The sequence below is a fragment of the Xanthomonas prunicola genome (assembly GCF_002846205.1).
In the GTDB taxonomy this organism is placed as follows: domain Bacteria; phylum Pseudomonadota; class Gammaproteobacteria; order Xanthomonadales; family Xanthomonadaceae; genus Xanthomonas; species Xanthomonas prunicola.
The window spans coordinates 988,299-1,008,205 of sequence record NZ_PHKV01000001.1 but is presented as its reverse complement, the minus strand read 5'-3'; the positions used below and the strand labels follow the sequence as shown (position 1 = coordinate 1,008,205).

Below are 19,907 nucleotides of genomic sequence, written 5' to 3'. Positions count from 1 at the left end.
CGCTACTTGGCGCAGACAACGCGTTGCGCGTGATCGCACCAGTGCGCGCGAACGACGTGCGCACATCAATATTTCTGATGACCGGTGCGATGCAGCTGCACATCAGAAATCGTATTGAAAGCGGCCGGTGACCGCCCGCGTGTGATCGACCACTGCGTCGGAGAGACGATTTCGGTTGTGGCTGTCGATCAGGTTGAGCATCACGCGCAGGTTAGGTTTGAAATACCAGTTGCCGCCCAGCGTCCACGACTGCGTGCTGGCATTCATGAAGTCTGGTTGCCCATCCAGATGCTGGTCGCCGCGCATGTAGTCGTAGCGCAGTGCCAGCTCGAACGCACCGGAGGGGCGGTTGGGGGTGGCGATGCGGCTGAAGCGGCCGGTCTTGCGGTCGTAACCGCGCGATTCGCCGGTGACGAACCAGCTGACCAACCCGTAGCTGGCCAGCACCTTGGCATGCTGCGCGCCGTCGTCGAGCAGGCCGCCACTGAATTCGCTCTGCCACGACCATGGGCCGAGCACTTCGGCATATTCCAGTGACCATTTGTCGAAATCGGTATCGCGGCCATCGGCAAAGCGCGCCAGGGTGATGCGGCTGTTGTTGGCCAGATCGTTTTCCGGACGCGGGCGGATCAGCAGCGATGCCGCGCCACCACTACCGGGATGCGAATAGCGCTCGTGCGCCAGCGACAGACCTAGGTGACGCAAGCGCGCCTCGCCCATGTCCGGTGCATAGGTCAGACGCGTACCGAGCGCACCGCCCTTGGTCGACGAATTGTCGATGCTTTCCAGGCTGTAGGCCGACGTGGACCAGGTTGCATCCGGGCGATTGGCCTGCCACGAAATGGCTTTGCGGTAGATCGGCGCCAGCGTGGTCGAGGCGTAGCCGCGTTCCAGAAACGGGCCGTAGTTGGAGCCGGTGCGATCGTCCAGCGAGAAGTACTGCTTGAACTGGCCAACGGTCAGCGTGCCGGCCGAAAATTTCTTGGCGATATAGACATCGCGTGCCAGGATGCCGCGGCTACCGGCTTCGTACTGCAGGCCGGCGAAATCTGCCTCGGCCTTGTAATTGAACCCGTAGAACTTGCCGGACACATCCAGCCACACGCGGCGGAACTGGGTGTCGTTGCGTTCGGGCGCACCGCGGTCGTCATTGCCGAATACGGTGAAGTCCCAATGCACACGCCCGCCGATTTCGGCAGTGACCGGGCTGGCTTCATCGGCTGCATATGCCGTTGGTGCCAGGCAGATCGCCGCGCAGGCGCCGAAGGCACGCAGACGCAAAGTGTCGTTGCTCACAGACCCTCCCAGGTACATGTGTGAATCACGTTGACGATGCACCGCACAACCGCCGCGGCGCGTTGGCAGCAGCCTATTCCTGGGAAGCTGTCATGGACCTGTCGTGGCTTGAGAATGGGGAGTCGGGAATGGGGAATCGCAAGAGCGTTAAGAGCTTTTATCCGCGAGGACTGTTACCTTCCGGCCGCGGCCAACCGCTGTTCCGATTCCCCATCCCCCATTCACCATTCCCCGCCTCATGCGCCTGCTCCTAGTCGAAGACAACGCCGATCTCGCCGATGCCATCGTGCGGCGCATGCGCCGTAGCGGGCATGCGGTGGATTGGCAGGCCGATGGGTTGGCGGCGGCGAGTGTGTTGCGGTATCAAAGCTTTGATCTGGTGGTGCTGGATATCGGGTTGCCCAAGCTCGATGGGTTGCGGGTGCTGGCCGGCATGCGCGAGCGGGGCGACACCACGCCGGTGTTGATGTTGACCGCACGCGATGGCATCGAAGACCGCGTGCAGGCGCTGGATGTCGGTGCGGACGACTACCTGGGCAAGCCGTTCGACTTTCGCGAGTTCGAGGCGCGTTGCCGCGTGTTGCTGCGGCGTAATCGCGGCCAGGCCAGCGAGGTGGTGCAGATCGGCGGCTTCGTGTTCGACAACGCCGCGCACACGCTGATGCTGGACGGCGTGCCGATCGAGCTACCCAATCGCGAATATCGCCTGTTCGAAATCCTGATCGGTCGCCTCGGGCAAGTGGTCGGCAAGGACGAGATCGGCAACGGCTTGTTCGGCTTCGACGACGATGCCGGCCCCAATGCGATCGAGCTGTATGTCGGGCGGCTGCGACGCAAACTGGCCGCGGCACCGTTGCGCATCGTGACCGTGCGTGGCGCCGGCTACAAACTCGAAGAAGCCGACCCACATGCGCCGATGGAGCCAGGCATCGATGGCTGAGCCGCTGACGGTGGCACCGTCGATCCGGCGCACCTTGCTGCTGTATCTAGGCAGCCTGTCGCTGCTGGGTGCGGTGGTGCTGTTCTTTGCCGCGCGCGACTACGGCGAGCGCGCGGCCAATCGCTCCTACGATCATCTGCTGGTGTCCTCGGCCTTGTCGATCATCGACAGCGTGGCGTTGGTCGGCGGCGATTGGCAGGTGGATTTGCCATACGCGTCGCTGGATCTGCTCGGCATGGCGCCGGAAGACCGCGTCTTCTATCGCGTGTTCGACGCGCAGGGCCGCACCATCACCGGCGAGGACACGCTGCCGCTGCCGCCGCGCTCGCCGCGCGACGAGCGGCCGCTGTTGTTCGATGCGCAGTACAGCGGCGAACCGGTGCGCTTTGCGGTGGTGATGCATCGGGTGGCGTCGGCGTCGGAGCAGGGTGAGGTACGCGTGCAGGTGGGCCAGACCCGGCGCGCACGCGATGCCGTGGCACGCGATGTGGTGCTCAACGCCTTGGTCGCGATCGGGGTGCTGTCGCTGCTGGCACTGGGCCTGGTGTGGCTGGGCGTGTACCGCGCGTTGCGGCCGTTGCAGCGCATCGAAGGCGATCTGTCGCGGCGCGAACCCTCCGACCTCAAACCGCTCAACGTGCCGGCACCGCAAGAAATGCAGTTGATGGTGACTGCCCTCAACCGTTTCATGGCGCGGCTATCGACCAGCAATGAAACCCTGCGCGCGTTCATGGCCGAGGCCGCGCACCAGATGCGCACGCCTTTGGCGGCTTTGCGTGCGCAGGCGCAGCTGGCGATGGACGACGACGACCCGCGCGAGATGCAACGCAGCCTGGTGGCGATCGAGCGCAATGCTAGCCACATGAGCCGGCTGCTCAACCAATTGCTCAGCGATGCCAGCGTGATCCATCGCTCCAACCTGCAGCGCTTTGCCACCGTGGACCTGGCCGAAGTGTTGCATCAGGCCCTGTACGAAGCGCTGCCGCGCAACGAGGGCGCGCCGCGCGTGCAACTGGCGATCGACCCGCAGCCGGCGCTGCTGCGTGGCGATGCCTTGCTATTGCGCGAGGCGCTGAAAAACCTGATCGACAATGCTTGCAAATATGGCGCCTGTGCACCGCTGCAAGTGGCGCTCACCAGCGACGGCAACCATCACGTGCTGACCATCGCCGATCACGGCCCGGGCATTCCGGCTGCCGAAGCCGAGCGCGTCTTCGAGCGTTTCGTCCGTGGGCCGGATGCGCCTGCCGGCGGCGCCGGGCTGGGGCTGGCCATCGTCAAGCGCGTGGTGGAAGCGCATGGCGGGCGGATCGATCTGGCCAACCGTATCGGCGGCGGCTTGATCGCGTCGCTGCATTTTCCCGGAGGAACTGCGTGATGCGGCTGATCTGGATGCTGGTATTGCTTCTAATCCATGGCATCGCCTGCGCAGAGCCCGGCGAGGTGCGTCGCTTCCCTGCACAGGGCCCCGTGCGTGTGCAGTTGCGCGTGCAGGGCTCCACCGATCTGGAAGTCTTCGGTGCAGTCATTCAGGACTACCAACGTCTGCATCCCGGTACCGAGGTGATCTACGAAGACGTCATTGCCTGGGATATCTACGATCACTACGTGCACCCTGCCCGGAATGCGATCAAGGCAGACATGCTGATCAGCGCCAGCATGGATCTGCAGACCAAGCTGGTGAACGATGGTCACGCGCTGGCGCATCGGTCCGCACAGACCGAAGCATTGCCGGCATGGGCGCAATGGCGCCATGAAGTCTTCGGCATCAGCTACGAACCGGTTGCCATCGTCTACAACACCCGCAAGCTGGATGCCACCCGCGTGCCGCACACGCGCCGGCAATTGCTGGCGTTGTTGCGCGCGCCCGATGCACCGCTGCGTGGCAAGGTGGGCACCTACGATGTCGAACGCAGCGGCGTGGGGTATCTGTTCGCCACCCAGGACGGGCAGGTGGGCAGCATCGCCGGTGCGTTGCTGGCTGCGTTGGGGGCCAACCGGGTTGCGTTGGAAGAGCGCACCGGCACCTTGCTCGACCGCGTCAGCCGTGGCGAGTTGCTGCTGGCCTACAACGTGCTCGGCTCCTACGCGCAGGCCCGCATCGATGCCGGCGCGCCGCTGGGCATCGTGCAGCCGCAGGACTACACGTTGGTGGCGCTACGCACCGCGGTGATCCCCAAGACTGCGCCGCATGCGCTGGAGGCGCGCAGATTTCTCGACTATCTTCTCTCGCCGCGCGGCCAGCAGGTGCTTTCGCGTGAGGCGCGGCTGATGCCGATCCTGCCGGCCGCCGGTGGCCGCGGCGGTTCGGCGCAACCACCGTTCCGCCCGATCCCGCTCGGCCCCGGTCTGCTGGTGTATCTGGACAAACTCAAACGCCGCCAGTTTCTGGATGCCTGGCGTGCGAGCACGCAGCCGCCGCGTTAGAGCGTGTTATGTACTTTGAGGTGAGTGCGAAGCGTGCTGTGGCGCGTCGAGACAAGGCGTGCGCTGCGGCCCAGGCTGGCCGCCTGGACAAGGCGCGCAACGCGTTATCGGCGCGCCACAGGGTGCTTCCCGGAGGGTTGGCCGTCAGCGGCACGGAGCGCGCGCTGCGCGGCTTGCCTTGGCGCCAGCCAAGCCGGCGCCATGCAGCACCCGCTCCGCACCGCTGACGGCCAACGCATCTCATCTCAACGTGCATAACACGCGAGGGCAAGGCATCGGCGGCGGCCATGTGCCAGACTTGGCGCATGGCCGATCTCACCATTCTCGTCGCCGACGACCACCCGCTGTTTCGCGCTGCCGTGATCCATGTGCTGCAGCAGACCTTGCCGCATGCCAATGTGGTGGAGGCTTCCAGCGCTGCCACCTTGAGCGCGATGTTGCGTTCGCACCCGCAGGCAGAGTTGGTGCTGCTGGATCTGGCCATGCCGGGCGCTCGCGGTTTTTCGGCGCTGTTGCATGTGCGTGGCGAGCACCCGGACATCCCGGTGGTGGTGATCTCCTCCAACGATCATCCGCGGGTGATCCGGCGTGCGCAGCAGTTTGGTGCGGCCGGTTTCATTCCCAAATCCACCCCGGCCGAATCGATCGGCGCCGCAGTGGCGAGTGTCCTGGAGGGCGGTACCTGGTTCCCGCCAATGACCGCCGAGCGCTCCGAGGCGGATGCGCAACTGGCCTCCAAACTCGCTCAGCTCACGCCGCAACAGTTCCGTGTGTTGCTGAGCCTGGCCGATGGCCTGCTCAACAAGCAGATCGCACACGAACTGGGCCTGGCCGAGAACACCGTCAAGGTGCACGTGACCGCAATCCTGAAAAAGCTCGACTGCTACAGCCGCACCCAGGCTGCGGTATTGGTCAAGGCGCTGGAGCCGGAAGGCGAGGGTTGATCCAGGGTTGGAGCGATTGGTTGCTGTGCATTGCGGCCTGCAGCCCGCACCACACACAACGGATGCCGGGAGTACGGCCGCGCATTAAGAGCGGCTATCAATCCTGGCGAACAGTATTTTTTAGAGCAGCCAACGAAACGACTGCGCGCACCGCCAGGCGGGCGCGGCCGGCGCTCGGAATCGGCATGGACCGCTCGCACGCTGCGGTTCTGAGCGCGCCGTCCACGCCCGCCTGACGACTGCTCGCTACATGTTGGTAGCCGCTCTTAGTCGCTCTACGCCGGCGGCTGCCGATAGAACACCATGCCGCCGTGATGCAGCTCGTCGTCGTTGACGAAGCGTCCATCGGCGGTGAATCCGGTGTCGTCCCAATACGCGATGTGATTGCCGGTGATCGCGTAACGGCCTTGGTAGGCGCTTTGGCGTGTGCCGCGGGCTTCGTCGTAGCGGCCGTTCGGCAGTAATTCCTGCCGAATCCGTCCGTCGCCGGTGACCCACATGCCGAGATAGGGATGCGCGTGCATGGGATGTCCTGGTTGCTGTGGCGATACGGTGGTAGGGGCGCTGGAGGGCTGCGCAGCTGCCACGGCCGGACAGGCGAGCGCCGAGCCTGCGCCAAGCGCCACCGCAACGGCGGCTTTCATCGGCATGTCGCTCATGGGCTGGCCCTGCGTTGCATTTGGCGGTAGCCACGCTGCAGCAGGGCGTCGTAGGCGGGCAGGTCGAGGAACGCATTGACCTCGACCGCCTTGCCATCGCGCATCCGCATGATCCATGCGTAGCGATTGCGATAGCTGCCGCCATCGCGCAGCGTGGCTGCGCCTTCCCATTGCACGATGACGTGCTCGCCATCGGCCCAGACGCGTTGCTGCACTGGCCGCAGTGGCGCGGCCAGGCGCTCGGTCAGCGGCCGCACCGCGGTGTCGACCAACGCGTCGCGACCACGCAAGGTGCCGGCACTCGGGCCAGAGCCTTCGATGGTCCACACCACGTCGGGCGACAGCAGTGTCTCGAAGATGCCGCTGCCGCCGGCCTGCCACTGCGCAAACGCCGCTTCGACGATACGCGTGTTGCAGGCGGGCACCGGTTGCTCTGCACAGGTGTCTGTGGATGCAGTGTCTTTCGGTATGGCGCCGGCGTTGCCTGTGAACGATGCGGTCACAAGCAGCGCTGCCGCCGCGATGGCTGAGGGTCTGGTCATGAGGACTCCGAGGGAATCAGGTGCGCAGCTGCACGTGATGGGTGCCGTAGATCAACTGCTGCGCCATCGGCCTGCCGATGAAGCGTTCTGGGAAAATCGGCGGCACTGCGCTGACGGCATCCAGGCGCGCGATCTGGTCGTCGCTGAGCACGATCTCCAGCGCACCGAAGTTGTCTTCGGCCTGTTGCAACGTGCGTGCGCCCATCACCGGCGAAACCACGGCCGGGTTGCGCAGGGTCCAGGCCAGCGCCACCTGCGAGCGCGACGCGCCCAGTTCATCGGCGACCGCTCCGACCACCTCGGCAATCTCCAGCGAGCGCGCAGTGAGATGCCCGGTCGAGGCGATCACGCCCTTGCGGCTGCGCGACACCTCCGCCGCATTGTCGTCGGAGAGATCGGCGTGGCTGTACTTGCCGGTGAGGATGCCCCCACCCAACGGCGACCACGGCAATACACCCAGGCCGAGTTCGCGCGCCATCGGCAGCAGCTCATGTTCGACGCTGCGCTCGACCAGGCTGTACTCGATCTGCAGCGCCACCAGCGGCGACCAGCCGCGCAGATCGGCCAGGGTCTGCAATTGCGCCACGCGCCAGGCCGGCGTATTGCAGATGCCCAGGTAGAGCACCTTGCCCGATTGCACCAGATGCTCCAGCCCACGCATCACTTCGTCCGGTGCGGTGGTGAAATCCCAGGCGTGCAAATACAGCAGGTCGATCCGGTCGGTGGCGAGCTGGCGCAGGCTGGTTTCCACCGAGCGGATCAGGTTCAGGCGATGATTGCCGCCGGAATTGATATTGTCCGCATCGCGCGCCATGGTGAATTTGGTGGCCAGCACGAAGCGTTCGCGACGGTCCTTGAGCAACTCGCCGAGGATGCGTTCGGAGCCGCCGTTGGTGTAGTTCACCGCAGTGTCGATGAAATTGCCGCCGCGATCGGCGTAGGCATCGAAGATGCGCTGGGCTTCGCCCGCGTCGGCGCCCCAGCCCCATGCTTCACCGAAGGTCATGGTGCCCAGCGCCAGTGGGCAGACGCGCAGGCCGGAGCGGCCGAGCAGGCGGTAGTGGTCCAGTGAGCGTGGCTGATGCATGCGTGATGTCTCCCGTTAGTGGCGTGGTGCGTGTTGCCAGCCACTGTGCCGCGGCGCGGGGAGGGAGCGTGAGCCTGGTTATCCGGCATCCTTGCCTGATCGTCCGAATGGTCGATGCAGCGCCATCGCACAAGGCAGTGCCTTGCAGGGTGTGGCGCTGCGTCGCGTTCGATGTCAGTGGCGGCGCTTGCCAAGTCACACGCACGCACGACACCCGCATGCAATGACGCTCTCAGCGCCACACGCGGCGCAGCAGGCAAGGGTCTATGCTAGTGCGACCGCCATCGACCACTGAAGCTGCGGCATCGTGACCATCAAATTCGACCTCAACGATCTGCAGGCGTTCCGTGCGGTTGCCGAGAACGGCAGCTTTCGCCGCGCTGCCGAACGTATTCGCATCACGCAGCCGGCGCTGAGTCGCAGGATCGACAAGCTCGAGTCGGCGTTGAACGTCAAGCTGTTCGAGCGCACCACGCGCAAGGTCTCGCTCACCACCGTCGGCCAGGCGTTCATGCCCCAGGTCGAGCGCATGCTCGACGATCTGGATATGGCGCTGATGAGCATTGGCGATGCAGGCTCCAGCAGGATGGGCACGGTGACCGTAGCCTGTGTGCCATCGGCGGCGTACTACTTCATGCCCCAGGCGATCCACGGGCTGCATCAGCTGTTTCCGAAGATCCGCATCAGGCTGTTCGATGGCAGCGCCAGTCACGTCAGTGCGGCAGTGGCCTCCGGCGAAGCGGATTTCGGCGTCAGCTTCAGTGGCAACCTGGCGCCGGAGGTCGAGTTCGAACCGTTGCTGCAAGAGCGCTATGTGATTGCCTGCCGCCAAGACCATCCCTTGTCCGGGCGCGCACAGGTCAGCTGGCAGGAAGCGTACGGTTACGACTACATCACGCTCGACAAGACATCGGGCAATCGTCTGGTGCTGGATCGGGCGCTGTCTGCATTCACGCCGGACAAGCCGAGCATCTGCGAGACCCGGCATGTCACCACGTTGCTGGGATTGGTGGAGGCCGGCGTCGGCATTGCCGCCGTGCCGTCGATCGCAATGCCGTCCGGCCCGCATCCGGTGCTGGCGACGGTGCCGCTGGTCGAGCCAGAGGTGTCGCGCAACGTGGGAATCCTCAAACGTCGCGGACGTACGCTGACACCTACCGCGCTGGAACTGGCGGAACTGGTGCGACGGATGCCCGCACGCTCAGGGTGAGACCGGGTCCAGACCAGTCACGCGCGCAACTGCCTGCGCATCACCCGACTGCAGGTACGCAAGCAGGCGCTTGGCCGCCTCCGGATGCTCCGCGTTGACCGGAACACCCGCCGCATAGCGCGTGATCGACTGCAGCGGTTCGGGAATCTTGCCGACAAAATCCACGCCTGCCACCGGAAGCAGTTCGGCCACCTGCTGAAAGCCGAGCTGATAGCTGCCATCGGCTACCACCGTGCCCACCGGGATGCGCGGGATCTTCTTGCTCTTGGCCATCATCGGGCCTTCGATATGCAACTGCTTGAACAGCGTGGTCTCGATGTAGACGCCGCTGGCGCTGTCGGAGTAGGCCACCGAATCGGCGTGCAGCAACGTCTGTTTGAAGTGGTCGACGCTGTCGATCTGCGGTTTGGGTGCACCGCTGCGCACCACCATGCCGATTCTGGAGTCGGCCAGTTCCACCCGCGATGCCGGGTCTACCAGGCCTGTGTCGATCAGCTTCTGCAGCGCGCTACCGACCATGATCACCACATCGGCATGCTCCCCATGGGCGAGCCGGTTGGGAATCGCTTGTGGCGTCTCGCCCATTGAAGGACCGAGCAGCGTGGTGACCTTCACCCCGGTCTGCTTGGTGTATTGCGGCGCCAGGCGATCGAAGGCGGCCGTGAAACCGCCGGAGGTCATCACGGTCAACTCCTGTGCGCCCGCCGCTGTGGACAGCAAAACCGTTGCAATGATCGCAGCCAACCATTTTTTCCACCTGCTCCGCATCATTTCGTCGCTCCTGCCGCAGAATCCAGGCCGGTCGCCGTCGCTGGATTGCCTTGGCGGCGATACAGAAACAGCGTGGCCCCCAGCGCGCACACCGACGCGAACATCAGCCAGTAACCAGGCGCTGCCTTGTCGCCAGTGACATGGATCAGCCAAGTGGACATCACCGGCGTAAAGCCGCCAAACACGGCGGTCGCCAGGCTGTAGGCGAGCGAGAAGCCTGCCACCCGCACATGTGCCGGCATGAGTTCGGTGAGTGCGGGAATCATGGCGCCGTTGTAGATGCCATAGAGGAAGGACAGCCACAGCAACGCCTGCAACATATGCGCAAAGCTCGGTGCGGCGGCAAGGAACGCGAGCACCGGGTAGGCAGTCAGCAGGCACACCACCGCCATGGTCACCAGCAGCGGCTTGCGACCGATGCGGTCGCTGAGCGCGCCGCCGATGGGGAGCCAAATGAAATTGGACACGCCCACCAGCAGTGTCACGATCAACGCATCACCGGTGCTGAGTTTGAGCACACTCTTGCCAAACGTCGGTGCGTACACGGTGATCAGATAGAACGCGGTCGTCGTCAGCGCGACCATCAAGCCGCCGGCGATCACGATGCTGGCATTGTTCGCCAGCCCACGCATCACCTGCTTCATCGTGACCGGCTGCCGGCGCTGCGCAAACTCCGCAGTCTCTTCCAGGCTTCGCCGCAGCAAGAAGATGAAAGGGATGATGACGCAACCGATGGCAAAGGGAATCCGCCAGCCCCATTGCGCCAGATCCTGCGACGCCATGAGCTGATTGAGCGCAAACCCGATCGCGGCCGCAGCGACGATGGCAAGCTGCTGGCTGGCCGATTGCCAACTGGCATAGAAGCCGCGCCGACCCGGCGTCGCCATCTCAGCCAGATAGACCGACACGCCGCCCATTTCGGCACCGGCCGAGAATCCTTGCAGCAAGCGGCCGAGCAGCACCAGTGCCGGGGCCCACAAACCAATGCTGGCGTAGCCTGGCACCAGCACGATCAGGACGGTACCGCTGGCCATGATCGCCAAGGTGACGATCAAGCCTTTGCGACGTCCGACATCGTCGATGTAGGCGCCCAGGATCACCGCACCCAACGGCCGCATCAAGAAGCCCGCACCAAACACGGCGAACGTCATCATCAACGAAGCGAATTCGTTGCTCGCCGGGAAGAACGCTGCGGCGATCTGCGTTGCGTAGAAACCGAATAGGAAAAAGTCGAACTGCTCGAGGAAGTTGCCCGAGGTCACCCTCAGCACCATCCCAAGTTTCGACTGCTGTGTTGCCTCAATGCGGGAAGTCTGCATCAATCGCCCTCCACGATAGGTATGCACGTACGTATGACATCTGAGGCACCCGATTCTGGTGGAGATGGTCGATGTTGATAATTGCTGCTTTCTCATCGACTGATGTGGTTTGAACATCAGTCGTGCTGAAGCAGTGCTAGCGCTCAGTCGCCTTGCTACCACGGGCACGGTGCACGTGCTGGCTGCGGCTGGAGTTTCTGCCGGGGATGGCGATTGATCGGTCTACGTTATTGCCGCAGGCGCTCCATCGTTTTGACGACACGCCGATCACCCCTGATCGGTGCATGCGCTGCCGGGGTCGTTCAAGTGCGGCCAGGCATCTAGCGCGGGCCGTCGCGCCTATCCGCGCCGCATCAGCATCTGCGTCACCAGCGCACGCAGGGCAGGCGGACGTACCGGTTTGGACAGAAAGCCCCAGCCCAGGTCCAGTGCATGCTCGCGCAGGACGGGGTCGGGTTCTGCGGTGACCAGGATCACGCGCGGTTCGCGTTGCCAGCGCTGTACCAGTTGCGGCAGCAGCATGGGACCGTAATGCGTGCCCATGCGCACATCCAGCAGCAGCAATTCCGGTACCTCATCCGCATTGGCAGCGTTCACTGCCTCATCCGGGCCGCCGGCAAAATCCACGCGGCATTCCCAGCGTTCCAGCAGGGTGCGGGTGGCCTCGCACACCAGTGGCTCATCGTCCACGCACCACACGCGGCAGCCATGCAGGATGGGGTCGTTGCCGTGTTCTGCCGTCGTGGCGGGCGCTGGCAGGTGGCGTGCGATTGCAGCGCGTTCGCCCAGCGGCACGGTCACCGAAAACACGCTGCCACTGCCCAGTGTGGAGCGCAGCCCGATGCGATGGCCGAGCAGGCGGCCGATGCGCTCGACGATGGCCAGTCCCAGTCCCGCACCGCGGTCGTTGGCAACACCGTCATCCAGGCGGCGGAATTCTTCGAAAATTTCGTGCTGCAAGGCATCCGGAATGCCAGGACCCTGGTCGTGCACCTCGATGCGCAGCCAGCCGCCGCGGCGACGGCAGCCGATCAGTACGCGTCCGCGCGGCGTGTAGCGGATGGCGTTGGAGAGAAAGTTCTGCAGGATGCGGCGCAGCAGGTTTTCATCGCTCAACACCACCGCCGAGGTGGGTACCGATTCCAGCACCAGCCCGCGATCTTCGGCCAGGATGCCGAATTCGCGCGCCAAGGTGTCCAGCAAGGGTGCCAGCGCAAAGTCGCGCACCTGGGTCTTCAGGCTGCCGGCTTCCAGGCGCGAGATGTCGAGCAAACTGTTGAGGATGGCGTCCTGCGCTGCCAGCGCTCCGTCGATGTTGTCGACCACGCGCGCGCTGCCAGCCTCGCGCACTTGCCCACGTAACACCGAGACGAACATGCGCGCAGCGTTGAGCGGCTGCAGCAGGTCGTGCACCGCCGAGGCGACGAAGCGGGTTTTGTAGCGGTTGGCGCTTTCGGCCTCGCGCTTGGCCGCCGCCAGATCGCGGGTACGTTCGGCCACGCGGTGTTCCAGCGCGTCGGCCAGCGAGCGCAGTTCGCGTGCGGCGTTCTTGTAGCTGGTGATGTCGGCGTAACTGGTGACAAAGCCGCCATCGGGCAGCGGGTTGCCACGGATTTCCAGCACGGTGCCGTCTTCTTTTTCGCTCTCGCGCATATGCGGTTTGCCGCTGCGCAAGTGATTCAGGCGCCGCTCGATCGCCGCTTCGATCGGTCCTGGCCCCAGCAAGCCGCGGCGTGCATTGAAGCGGAACAGGTCTTCGATCGGGCGGCCGATCTTCAGCAGCTCCTGCGGGAAACGGAACAGTTCCACATAGCGCGAATTCCACGCCACCAGGTTGAGCGCCTCGTCGATCACCACCACGCCTTGCGGCAGATGTTCCAGGCTGCGGCTCAGGCCGGCATTGGCCTGCTGGGCGGCGGTAACCACGCCGTCCTGCGCGGTGCGCAGTTCTTCGGCGTGTTGCTGCAACAGGGTTTCCAGTTCGTGCCGGCTACGCTGGCGCAACGCCGACAGCCGCCGCCGTTGCTGCACGAACAACCACAGCAAGGCCAGCGCCAGCCATGCGCCGGCGGCGGCAATCGCCGCGGCGCGGCCGGCAGCGGCGCTGGCGCGGGTGTCGTGCAGCAGGTGCAGGCGCCAGCCGCTTTCGGGCACTTCCAGGGTCTGCCACAGCACCTGCGCGCCGAGCGGCGGGTCGCGGATGTCGGCCAGCACGCCGCCGTAGCCGGTCTGCTCGATCAGTCGGCGCCGGAGCGGCAGCAACTCCTGATCGGCGTACTGGCGGGTGCTCTGCAGTTCGCGGCGATCGCGGTCGCTGAGCGGGGCCAGCATGCGGTAGCGCCATTCCGGCCGGCTGGACAGAAACACCACATCGTGTGCGTCCGATGCCAGCACGATATCCGGGGTCTGCAGCCACTCGCGTTCCAGCGCAGCCAGCACAATCTTGATCACCACCACGCCCTGCACCTGGCCGGCGCCGTCGACAATGGCCTGCGACAGGAAATAGCCTGGCTCGCTGGTGGTCATGCCGATGCCGTAGAAGCTGCCGCTGCCGGTGGCCAAAGCCTGCTGGTAATACGGGCGGAAGGCGTAATCCACGCCAACGTTGCTGCGCGGCGCCCGCCAGTTGCTGGCCGCCAGCGCCACGCCATCGCGGTTGATCAAGGTCAGCGTGGACGATTGGGTAACGTTGTTGGCGCGTTCGAGCTTGCGATTGAGCGCATCCACCTGTGCCGGCGACAGTGGGCCGGACACGGCGGCACGTAGCTCCGGGTCCAACGCCAGAATCTGCGGCAACGTGCGATAGCGGTCGATGCGCTGCTGCAGCGCCTGCGCGTACAGGCGCAGCTGGCGGCGCACAGTGGCGCTTTCATCGTGCAGCGCGCTTTGTTCGACGAAGCGCCCGGCCGCGACCATGGCCACCACCATGCCGCCCAGCACGATGGACAGGGTGAGCAGCAGACGGCGGCGTTGCGATGCGTACATGGCTGCAAGTATGGCGGTGTGCCGGCGGATCGCGCAGCCATCACTGAGAGCGGCTAACAAAACACCTGTGCGCATCGCCAGCTGGGCGCGGCCGGTGCTCGGTACGGCATGTGCCACTCGGAGACTGCGGTTCTGAGCGCGCGGTCCACGCCCGCCTGACGGCTGCTGGCGACGTTTTGTTGGTCGCCCTCATCGCAGGTTGGACCAGCGCCCAAAACGACCACGGCCGCACCCGTGATGGATGCGGCCGTGGCAAAAGGCTGTTGCGAATCGCTACAGAGCGCGCCGGAGCGAATCGCCGGCGTGCTGCAGGGCCTCAGTGTTGCTTAGAACTGCACCTGCGCACGCAGCTCCATCACGTGCGGGGTTGCATGCACGCCGTTGCGCGAGGAATCCACCCAGCTGTAGTTGGCCTGGAACTTGAAGTGGCTGGTGAGGTACCAGTTGGCGCCGATGGTGGTGTCGTGCTGACGGCCGCCATGGACGTTGTTGTCTTCCAGGTTCAGGTGGCTGTAGCGGGCAGTCAATTCGATCGCGCCGTAGTCGTGCGTCGGCTTGATGTTGCCCGGCACGCCGCCCGCATAGCTGCGCGACTCGCCGGTCAGCGACCAGGTGCCGTAGATGTACTGGCCCTGGGCGATGAAGTGCGGCTGGTTCGCGTTGCGCGCCACTTCGGCACGCAGCGCTTCGCTCTGCAGCGAGAACGGGCCGTGGATCCAGACTCCTTCCAGGCCGGTACGGATCACGTGGTCCACATCGAGGATGGTGCCGGTGTCGATCAGCCGCACGTCGGTCAGGCCCGCCTCCGGGCGCGCCCGCAGACGCACGCGCGGGCTGAAGGACACGCCGCGGCCGTCGGTGTAGCCACGCGGGTTTTCGATCGCGCCGGCAAAGCCCAGGTGCACAACGTCGCCTTCGCTCTTGAACGGGGTCCACACCGCATGCACGGCCTGGGTGGTGCCGGGGTTGTCGCCCTGCAGGTCCTTGCCGCCGTAGGCGCCGGCCTGCAGCAGGTATTGCTGGCGCTCCAGCGTCCATTCCACGCCGGTACGCCGGCCCTCGAACACTGCCTGGCTCGGCAGACCCAGTTCCATGAAGCTGCCGGCGCGGGAGCTCTGCACCGCTTCCAGGCCCACCGGCACCTTGATGTAGCCCAGGCGCACGCGGCCGTAATCCTGGCCGAACAGGGCCTTGGTCTCGAACCGGTAGAACACGTCCAGCCACAGCTTGGACTCGAAGTCGTAGTACACCATGGCGTCGTAGACGCCTTTCTTCTTGATGGTGGCGCCGAATTCCTTGCGGCGGAAGTCGTTGCGGTCTTCCAGGCGGTCGTCGCCGGAGAAGTTGTTGTCGTCGTAGGCGTAGTTGCCGGTCAGACCCAGCTCGGTGCCGTCACCGAAGGTGTACTTGGTCGGCCAGTTTTCGATCGAGGTGGCTGCATTGGCAGCGGCGGGGACGATGGCGGCAGCCACCGCGAGGACAAGTAGATTGAGGCGCATAGGTATGGTCTTCGGCAATGAGAGGGGCCGGGCGTCCTGCCATGGCGGTCGCAATGAATGTCTTCAGCAAGCGCGCAGGGTCCGGGCGACGGCAGCACAGAAACGGTGTCTGCGTTAAACGGAATTAACGGCCGGCGGCGGCGCGGCTGAAGTGTAAGCCGACGTTCAGCCGCTGGACATGGGGTAGTACCAATGGGCTATCGGCCCGGGCTGTGACGTATGGCCAGAATGCGTGCAACGGGTACCTGCTCAGGCACCCCCTCTCGTCCCTCGGAGTGGTGTCATGCACATCAGCAAGCCTGCCGGCCCCGTGCCGGCATCCGTCCCCTTCTATCGCCAGCTGTATTTTCAGGTGGTGGTGGCGATCGTACTGGGTGCCCTGCTGGGCCATTTCGAGCCCGCCTTCGCCGAAAGCCTCAAGCCGCTGGGCGACGCCTTCATCAAGCTGGTGAAGATGATCATCGCCCCGGTGATCTTTCTGACCATCGTCACCGGCATCGCCGGCATGACCCACCTCAAGACGGTGGGCCGGGTGTTCGGCAAGGCGATGGCCTACTTCCTGTTCTTCTCCACCTTGGCCCTGGTGGTCGGTCTGGTCGTCGCCCATGTGGTGCAACCCGGCGCCGGCATGAACATCAACCCGGCCGATCTGGACCAGAGCGCGGTCAAGAGCTATGTCGAGAAGTCGCACGACCTGACCCTGGTCGGCTTCCTGATGGACATCATCCCCAACTCGCTGATCGGCGCCTTCACCGGCGATCAGGTCGTCAACGGCAAGCTGACCGGGCCGAACATCCTGCAGGTGCTGTTTGTGGCGGTGCTGTTCGGTGTGTCGCTGGCGTTGGTGGGCGAGCGCGGCAAGCCGGTGCTGAACCTGCTGGAAGCGCTGATCGCCCCGGTGTTCAAGCTGGTGCACATCCTGATGCGTGCCGCGCCGATCGGTGCGTTCGGCGCGATCGCCTTCACCATCGGCAAGTACGGCGTCGAGTCGCTGGTCAATCTGGCCTGGTTGGTGGGGTCGTTTTACCTAACCTCCTTGTTGTTCGTGCTGGTGATTCTGGGGGTGGTGTGTCGGCTGTGCGGGTTTTCGGTGCTCAAGCTGATTCGCTATCTGAAGGCCGAACTGCTGCTGGTGCTGGGCACGTCCTCGTCGGAGTCGGCATTGCCGTCGCTGATGGAGAAGATGGAAAAAGCCGGTTGCGAGAAGTCGGTGGTGGGCCTGGTGGTGCCGACCGGGTACTCGTTCAATCTGGACGGCACCAACATCTATATGACGCTGGCGGCGCTGTTCATCGCCCAGGCGACCAATACCGAGCTGACCCTGGGCCATCAGATCGCACTGCTGGCAGTGGCGATGCTCAGCTCCAAGGGAGCAGCCGGCGTCACCGGTGCCGGCTTCATTACCCTGGCCGCCACGCTGGCGGTGGTGCCTGAGGTGCCGGTAGCCGGCATGGCGCTGATCCTGGGCGTGGACCGTTTCATGAGCGAATGTCGTTCGTTGACCAACTTCATCGGCAATGCGGTGGCCACTGTGGTGGTCTCGCGCTGGGAAAACGCCTTGGACCGTGACCGCCTCAAGCTCGTCCTGGACGGCGGCGAACCGCCGCTGCTGGCTCCTGTCGGCGAACCCGGCGTGGCGCCTGCCACCCTGCGTTGATGTTCCTACGGCCCTGTCTTCCGTCGGTATTGCCGGCGGGAGACAGGGCCGTTCTGCTTTGGCCTGCACCTGGGCTGCGCCGCCCGCCGCGCCGCCGCATGCGATCTCCCTGCCGCGCTGACAGCTGCGCGACAGGCCCTTGTTCAGGCAGGAGGGTAGAATTCAGTTCTCCTGCGCCTTCGAGACACACACAGCCGATGTCCACCGACGACTTCAAACAGGCCGCCCTCGACTACCACCGCCAGCAGCCGGCCGGCAAGATCAAGGTCACCGCGACCAAGCCGATGCTGACCCAGCGCGATCTGTCGCTGGCGTATTCGCCGGGCGTGGCCTTCGCCTGCGAGGCGATCGTCGAAGAACCCACCCAGGCCAGCGAGCTCACCGCGCGCGGCAATCTGGTGGCGGTCATCACCAACGGCACCGCCGTGCTGGGCCTGGGCAACATCGGCCCGCTGGCGTCCAAGCCGGTGATGGAAGGCAAGGGCGTGCTGTTCCAGAAGTTCGCCGGCATCGACGTGTTCGATATCGAAATCAACGAGAACGACCCGGACAAGCTGGTCGACATCATCGCCAGCCTGGAGCCGACCTTCGGCGGCATCAACCTGGAAGACATCAAGGCGCCGGAGTGCTTCATCGTCGAGCGCAAGCTGCGCGAGCGCATGAACATCCCGGTGTTCCATGACGACCAGCACGGCACCGCGATCATCGTCGGCGCCGCGGTGCTCAACGCGCTGGTGGTCACCGGCAAGAAGATCGAAGAGGTCAAGCTGGCCACCACCGGCATGGGCGCGGCGGGCATTTCCTGCGTCAACATGCTGGTTTCGCTGGGCCTGAAGCCGGAGAACATCCTGGCGCTGGACCGCGATGGTGTGATCCACACCGGCCGCACCGACCTGGATCCGGACAAACAACGTTACGCACGCGATACCGACAAGCGCACCCTCGCCGAAATCGTTGAAGGTGCCGATATCTTCCTGGGCCTGTCGGCGGCCGGCATCCTCAAGCCGGAGATGGTCGCCAGCATGGCGCGCCAGCCGGTGATCTTCGCGCTGGCCAATCCCAACCCGGAGATCACCCCGGAAGCGGCCAAGGCGGTGCGCCCGGATTGCATCATCGGCACCGGCCGTTCGGACTACCCGAACCAGATCAACAACGTGTTGTGCTTCCCGTACCTGTTCCGCGGCGCGCTGGATGTGGGCGCCACCGGCATCAACGAGGAGATGAAGATTGCCTGTGTGAAGGCGATCGCGGCGATGGCGCGGCGTGAGGCCTCCGACCTGGGTGCGGCCTACGGCGGCGAGACCCCGAGCTTCGGCCCGGAATACCTGATTCCGCGTCCGCTCGACCCGCGCCTGCTGGTGGAGCTGTCTTCGGCAGTTGCACAGGCGGCGATGGATTCGGGCGTGGCCACGCGCCCGATCACCGACATGGAGGCCTACCGCGACAAGCTCGGTCAGTTCGTCTACCGCACCAGCCTGATGATGAAGCCGGTCTACGACCGCGCGCGTGCCGACAAACAGCGCGTGGTGTATGCCGAAGGCGAAGAGGAAGTGGTGCTGCGCGCAGTGCAGAGCGTGGTCGACGAAGGCCTGGCGTTCCCGATCCTGATCGGCCGCCCGGACGTGATCGAAGCGCGTATCGAACGCATGGGGCTGCGCCTGACCGCCGGGGTGGACTTCGAGATCACCAATATTCTCGACGACCCCCGCTTCAACGATTACTGGCAGTACTACCACGCGCTGACCGAGCGTCGCGGCGTGACCGTCACCGCGGCCAAGGAACTGATGCGCTCGCGTCCGACCCTGATCGCCGCGGTCATGGTGGCGCGCGGCGAAGCCGACGCGATGCTGTCCGGCGTGGTCGGCCGCTTCCACAAGAAGCTGGGCTATGCGCGCAGCGTGATCCCGCTGGAACCGCGGGTGAGCTCCACCTCGGCGATGACGGGTGTGATCAACCAGCTCGGTGTGTTCTTCTTCCTGGACACGCACGTGCAGGAAGACCCCACCGTCGAGCAGGTGGTCGAAGCCACGCTGCAGGCCGCGTACCGTCTCAAGCTGTTCGGCATCGAGCCCAACATCGCGTTGCTGTCGCACTCCAACTTCGGCAGCCACGACTCGCGCGACGCGCTGAAGATGCGCCAGGTGCGCGAAGCGCTGCTCAAGCGCAAGCCCGAGCTCAACATCGACGGCGAAATGCAGGGCGACACCGCCTGGGACGAGGCGCTGCGCAAGCAGATCATGCCCAACAGCACGCTCAAGGGCCGCGCCAACCTGTTCGTGCTGCCGAACCTGGAAGCGGCCAACATCGCCTACAACCTGGTGCGCGTGTTCACCGACGGCGTGGCGATCGGTCCGATCCTGATGGGCATCTCCAAGCCGGTGCATATCCTCACCACCAGCGCCACCTCGCGCCGCGTGATGAACATGACCGCCATCGCGGCGGTGGACGCACAGATCCGCAGGCAGCGCGACGCGGAGAAAGCGGCAGCCGATAAGGCCGGCGAATGAGATGTCTGGTCGCTGGAAGCAGCGACCAGAAACGCGTCTTCAAGCCGCTGCTCGCCATCGCAAC

15 protein-coding genes and 2 other RNA genes are annotated in these 19,907 nt (G+C 64.9%); 9 read left to right on the top strand and 8 right to left on the bottom strand.

Annotated features, from left to right (window positions below):
• Positions 1-102 precede the first annotated feature (102 nt).
• A complete protein-coding gene (locus XpruCFBP8353_RS04410) occupies positions 103-1,296 on the bottom strand; it encodes an OprO/OprP family phosphate-selective porin (protein WP_101362072.1) in 1,194 nt (397 codons plus the stop codon).
• A gap of 238 nt (positions 1,297-1,534) precedes the next feature.
• Between XpruCFBP8353_RS04410 and XpruCFBP8353_RS04405 the strand changes: the two genes are divergently transcribed.
• The 5 genes from XpruCFBP8353_RS04405 (at position 1,535) to XpruCFBP8353_RS04385 (ending at position 5,869) form a co-directional block, all read left to right on the top strand.
• Complete coding sequence (locus XpruCFBP8353_RS04405; RefSeq protein ID WP_101362071.1) at positions 1,535-2,236, top strand: response regulator transcription factor; 702 nt, start codon at positions 1,535-1,537, stop codon at positions 2,234-2,236.
• On the top strand, positions 2,229-3,614 hold the full coding sequence (locus XpruCFBP8353_RS04400; RefSeq protein WP_101362070.1) for a sensor histidine kinase: 1,386 nt from the start codon (positions 2,229-2,231) through the stop codon (positions 3,612-3,614). Before XpruCFBP8353_RS04405 ends, XpruCFBP8353_RS04400 begins: the two co-directional genes overlap by 8 nt.
• On the top strand, positions 3,614-4,663 hold the full coding sequence (locus tag XpruCFBP8353_RS04395; RefSeq protein ID WP_101362069.1) for an ABC transporter substrate-binding protein: 1,050 nt from the start codon (positions 3,614-3,616) through the stop codon (positions 4,661-4,663). Before XpruCFBP8353_RS04400 ends, XpruCFBP8353_RS04395 begins: the two co-directional genes overlap by 1 nt.
• A 305-nt stretch (positions 4,664-4,968) precedes the next feature.
• Positions 4,969-5,607: a response regulator transcription factor gene (locus XpruCFBP8353_RS04390; RefSeq protein ID WP_101362068.1), complete on the top strand. Its 639-nt coding sequence runs from the start codon at positions 4,969-4,971 to the stop codon at positions 5,605-5,607.
• A 185-nt stretch (positions 5,608-5,792) separates the two neighbouring features.
• Positions 5,793-5,869, top strand: a non-coding RNA gene (locus XpruCFBP8353_RS04385) — sX9 sRNA.
• A 13-nt stretch (positions 5,870-5,882) separates the two neighbouring features.
• Here XpruCFBP8353_RS04385 and XpruCFBP8353_RS04380 read toward each other — a convergent pair.
• From XpruCFBP8353_RS04380 to XpruCFBP8353_RS04370, 3 genes are read right to left on the bottom strand one after another with little or no spacing between them, the layout of a single operon-like run.
• Positions 5,883-6,251, bottom strand: a complete 369-nt coding sequence (locus tag XpruCFBP8353_RS04380) for an Atu4866 domain-containing protein (RefSeq protein ID WP_101362475.1) — start codon at positions 6,249-6,251, stop codon at positions 5,883-5,885.
• A gap of 11 nt (positions 6,252-6,262) precedes the next feature.
• Positions 6,263-6,808 carry a nuclear transport factor 2 family protein gene (locus XpruCFBP8353_RS04375; protein WP_101362067.1) on the bottom strand — a complete coding sequence of 182 codons (546 nt, stop codon included), beginning with the start codon at positions 6,806-6,808 and terminating at the stop codon, positions 6,263-6,265.
• A 16-nt stretch (positions 6,809-6,824) separates the two neighbouring features.
• On the bottom strand, positions 6,825-7,895 hold the full coding sequence (locus tag XpruCFBP8353_RS04370; protein WP_101362066.1) for an aldo/keto reductase: 1,071 nt from the start codon (positions 7,893-7,895) through the stop codon (positions 6,825-6,827).
• Positions 7,896-8,202: 307 nt separating this feature from the next.
• Between XpruCFBP8353_RS04370 and XpruCFBP8353_RS04365 the strand changes: the two genes are divergently transcribed.
• Positions 8,203-9,105, top strand: coding sequence for a LysR family transcriptional regulator (locus XpruCFBP8353_RS04365; protein WP_101362065.1), 903 nt, complete (start codon positions 8,203-8,205; stop codon positions 9,103-9,105).
• Here XpruCFBP8353_RS04365 and XpruCFBP8353_RS04360 read toward each other — a convergent pair.
• The 3 genes from XpruCFBP8353_RS04360 to XpruCFBP8353_RS04350 form a co-directional block, all read right to left on the bottom strand.
• Positions 9,097-9,876, bottom strand: coding sequence for a substrate-binding domain-containing protein (locus XpruCFBP8353_RS04360; protein ID WP_101362064.1), 780 nt, complete (start codon positions 9,874-9,876; stop codon positions 9,097-9,099). The genes XpruCFBP8353_RS04365 and XpruCFBP8353_RS04360 overlap by 9 nt on opposite strands.
• Positions 9,873-11,222 carry an MFS transporter gene (tcuC, locus tag XpruCFBP8353_RS04355; protein ID WP_101362063.1) on the bottom strand — a complete coding sequence of 450 codons (1,350 nt, stop codon included), beginning with the start codon at positions 11,220-11,222 and terminating at the stop codon, positions 9,873-9,875. Before tcuC ends, XpruCFBP8353_RS04360 begins: the two co-directional genes overlap by 4 nt.
• Before the next feature lie 312 nt (positions 11,223-11,534).
• Positions 11,535-14,180, bottom strand: a complete 2,646-nt coding sequence (locus XpruCFBP8353_RS04350) for a hybrid sensor histidine kinase/response regulator (protein WP_101362062.1) — start codon at positions 14,178-14,180, stop codon at positions 11,535-11,537.
• 108 nt (positions 14,181-14,288) lie between these two features.
• Here XpruCFBP8353_RS04350 and XpruCFBP8353_RS04345 point away from each other — a divergent pair.
• Positions 14,289-14,365: non-coding RNA, sX9 sRNA (locus XpruCFBP8353_RS04345), on the top strand.
• Positions 14,366-14,506: 141 nt separating this feature from the next.
• On the opposite strand, the gene XpruCFBP8353_RS04340 is transcribed toward XpruCFBP8353_RS04345, so the two are convergent.
• Entirely contained in the window at positions 14,507-15,679 is a 1,173-nt protein-coding gene (locus XpruCFBP8353_RS04340) for an OprO/OprP family phosphate-selective porin (RefSeq protein ID WP_101362061.1), read from the bottom strand.
• A 283-nt stretch (positions 15,680-15,962) separates the two neighbouring features.
• On the opposite strand from XpruCFBP8353_RS04340, the gene XpruCFBP8353_RS04335 reads away from it, so the two are divergent.
• Together XpruCFBP8353_RS04335 and XpruCFBP8353_RS04330 are read left to right on the top strand one after the other, a co-directional pair.
• Positions 15,963-17,336, top strand: a complete 1,374-nt coding sequence (locus tag XpruCFBP8353_RS04335; RefSeq protein ID WP_101362060.1) for a dicarboxylate/amino acid:cation symporter — start codon at positions 15,963-15,965, stop codon at positions 17,334-17,336.
• 197 nt (positions 17,337-17,533) lie between these two features.
• The gene (locus XpruCFBP8353_RS04330) at positions 17,534-19,843 is read left to right on the top strand and encodes an NADP-dependent malic enzyme (protein WP_101362059.1); all 2,310 of its coding nucleotides are present in this window, start codon (positions 17,534-17,536) and stop codon (positions 19,841-19,843) included.
• Positions 19,844-19,907: the final 64 nt, after the last annotated feature.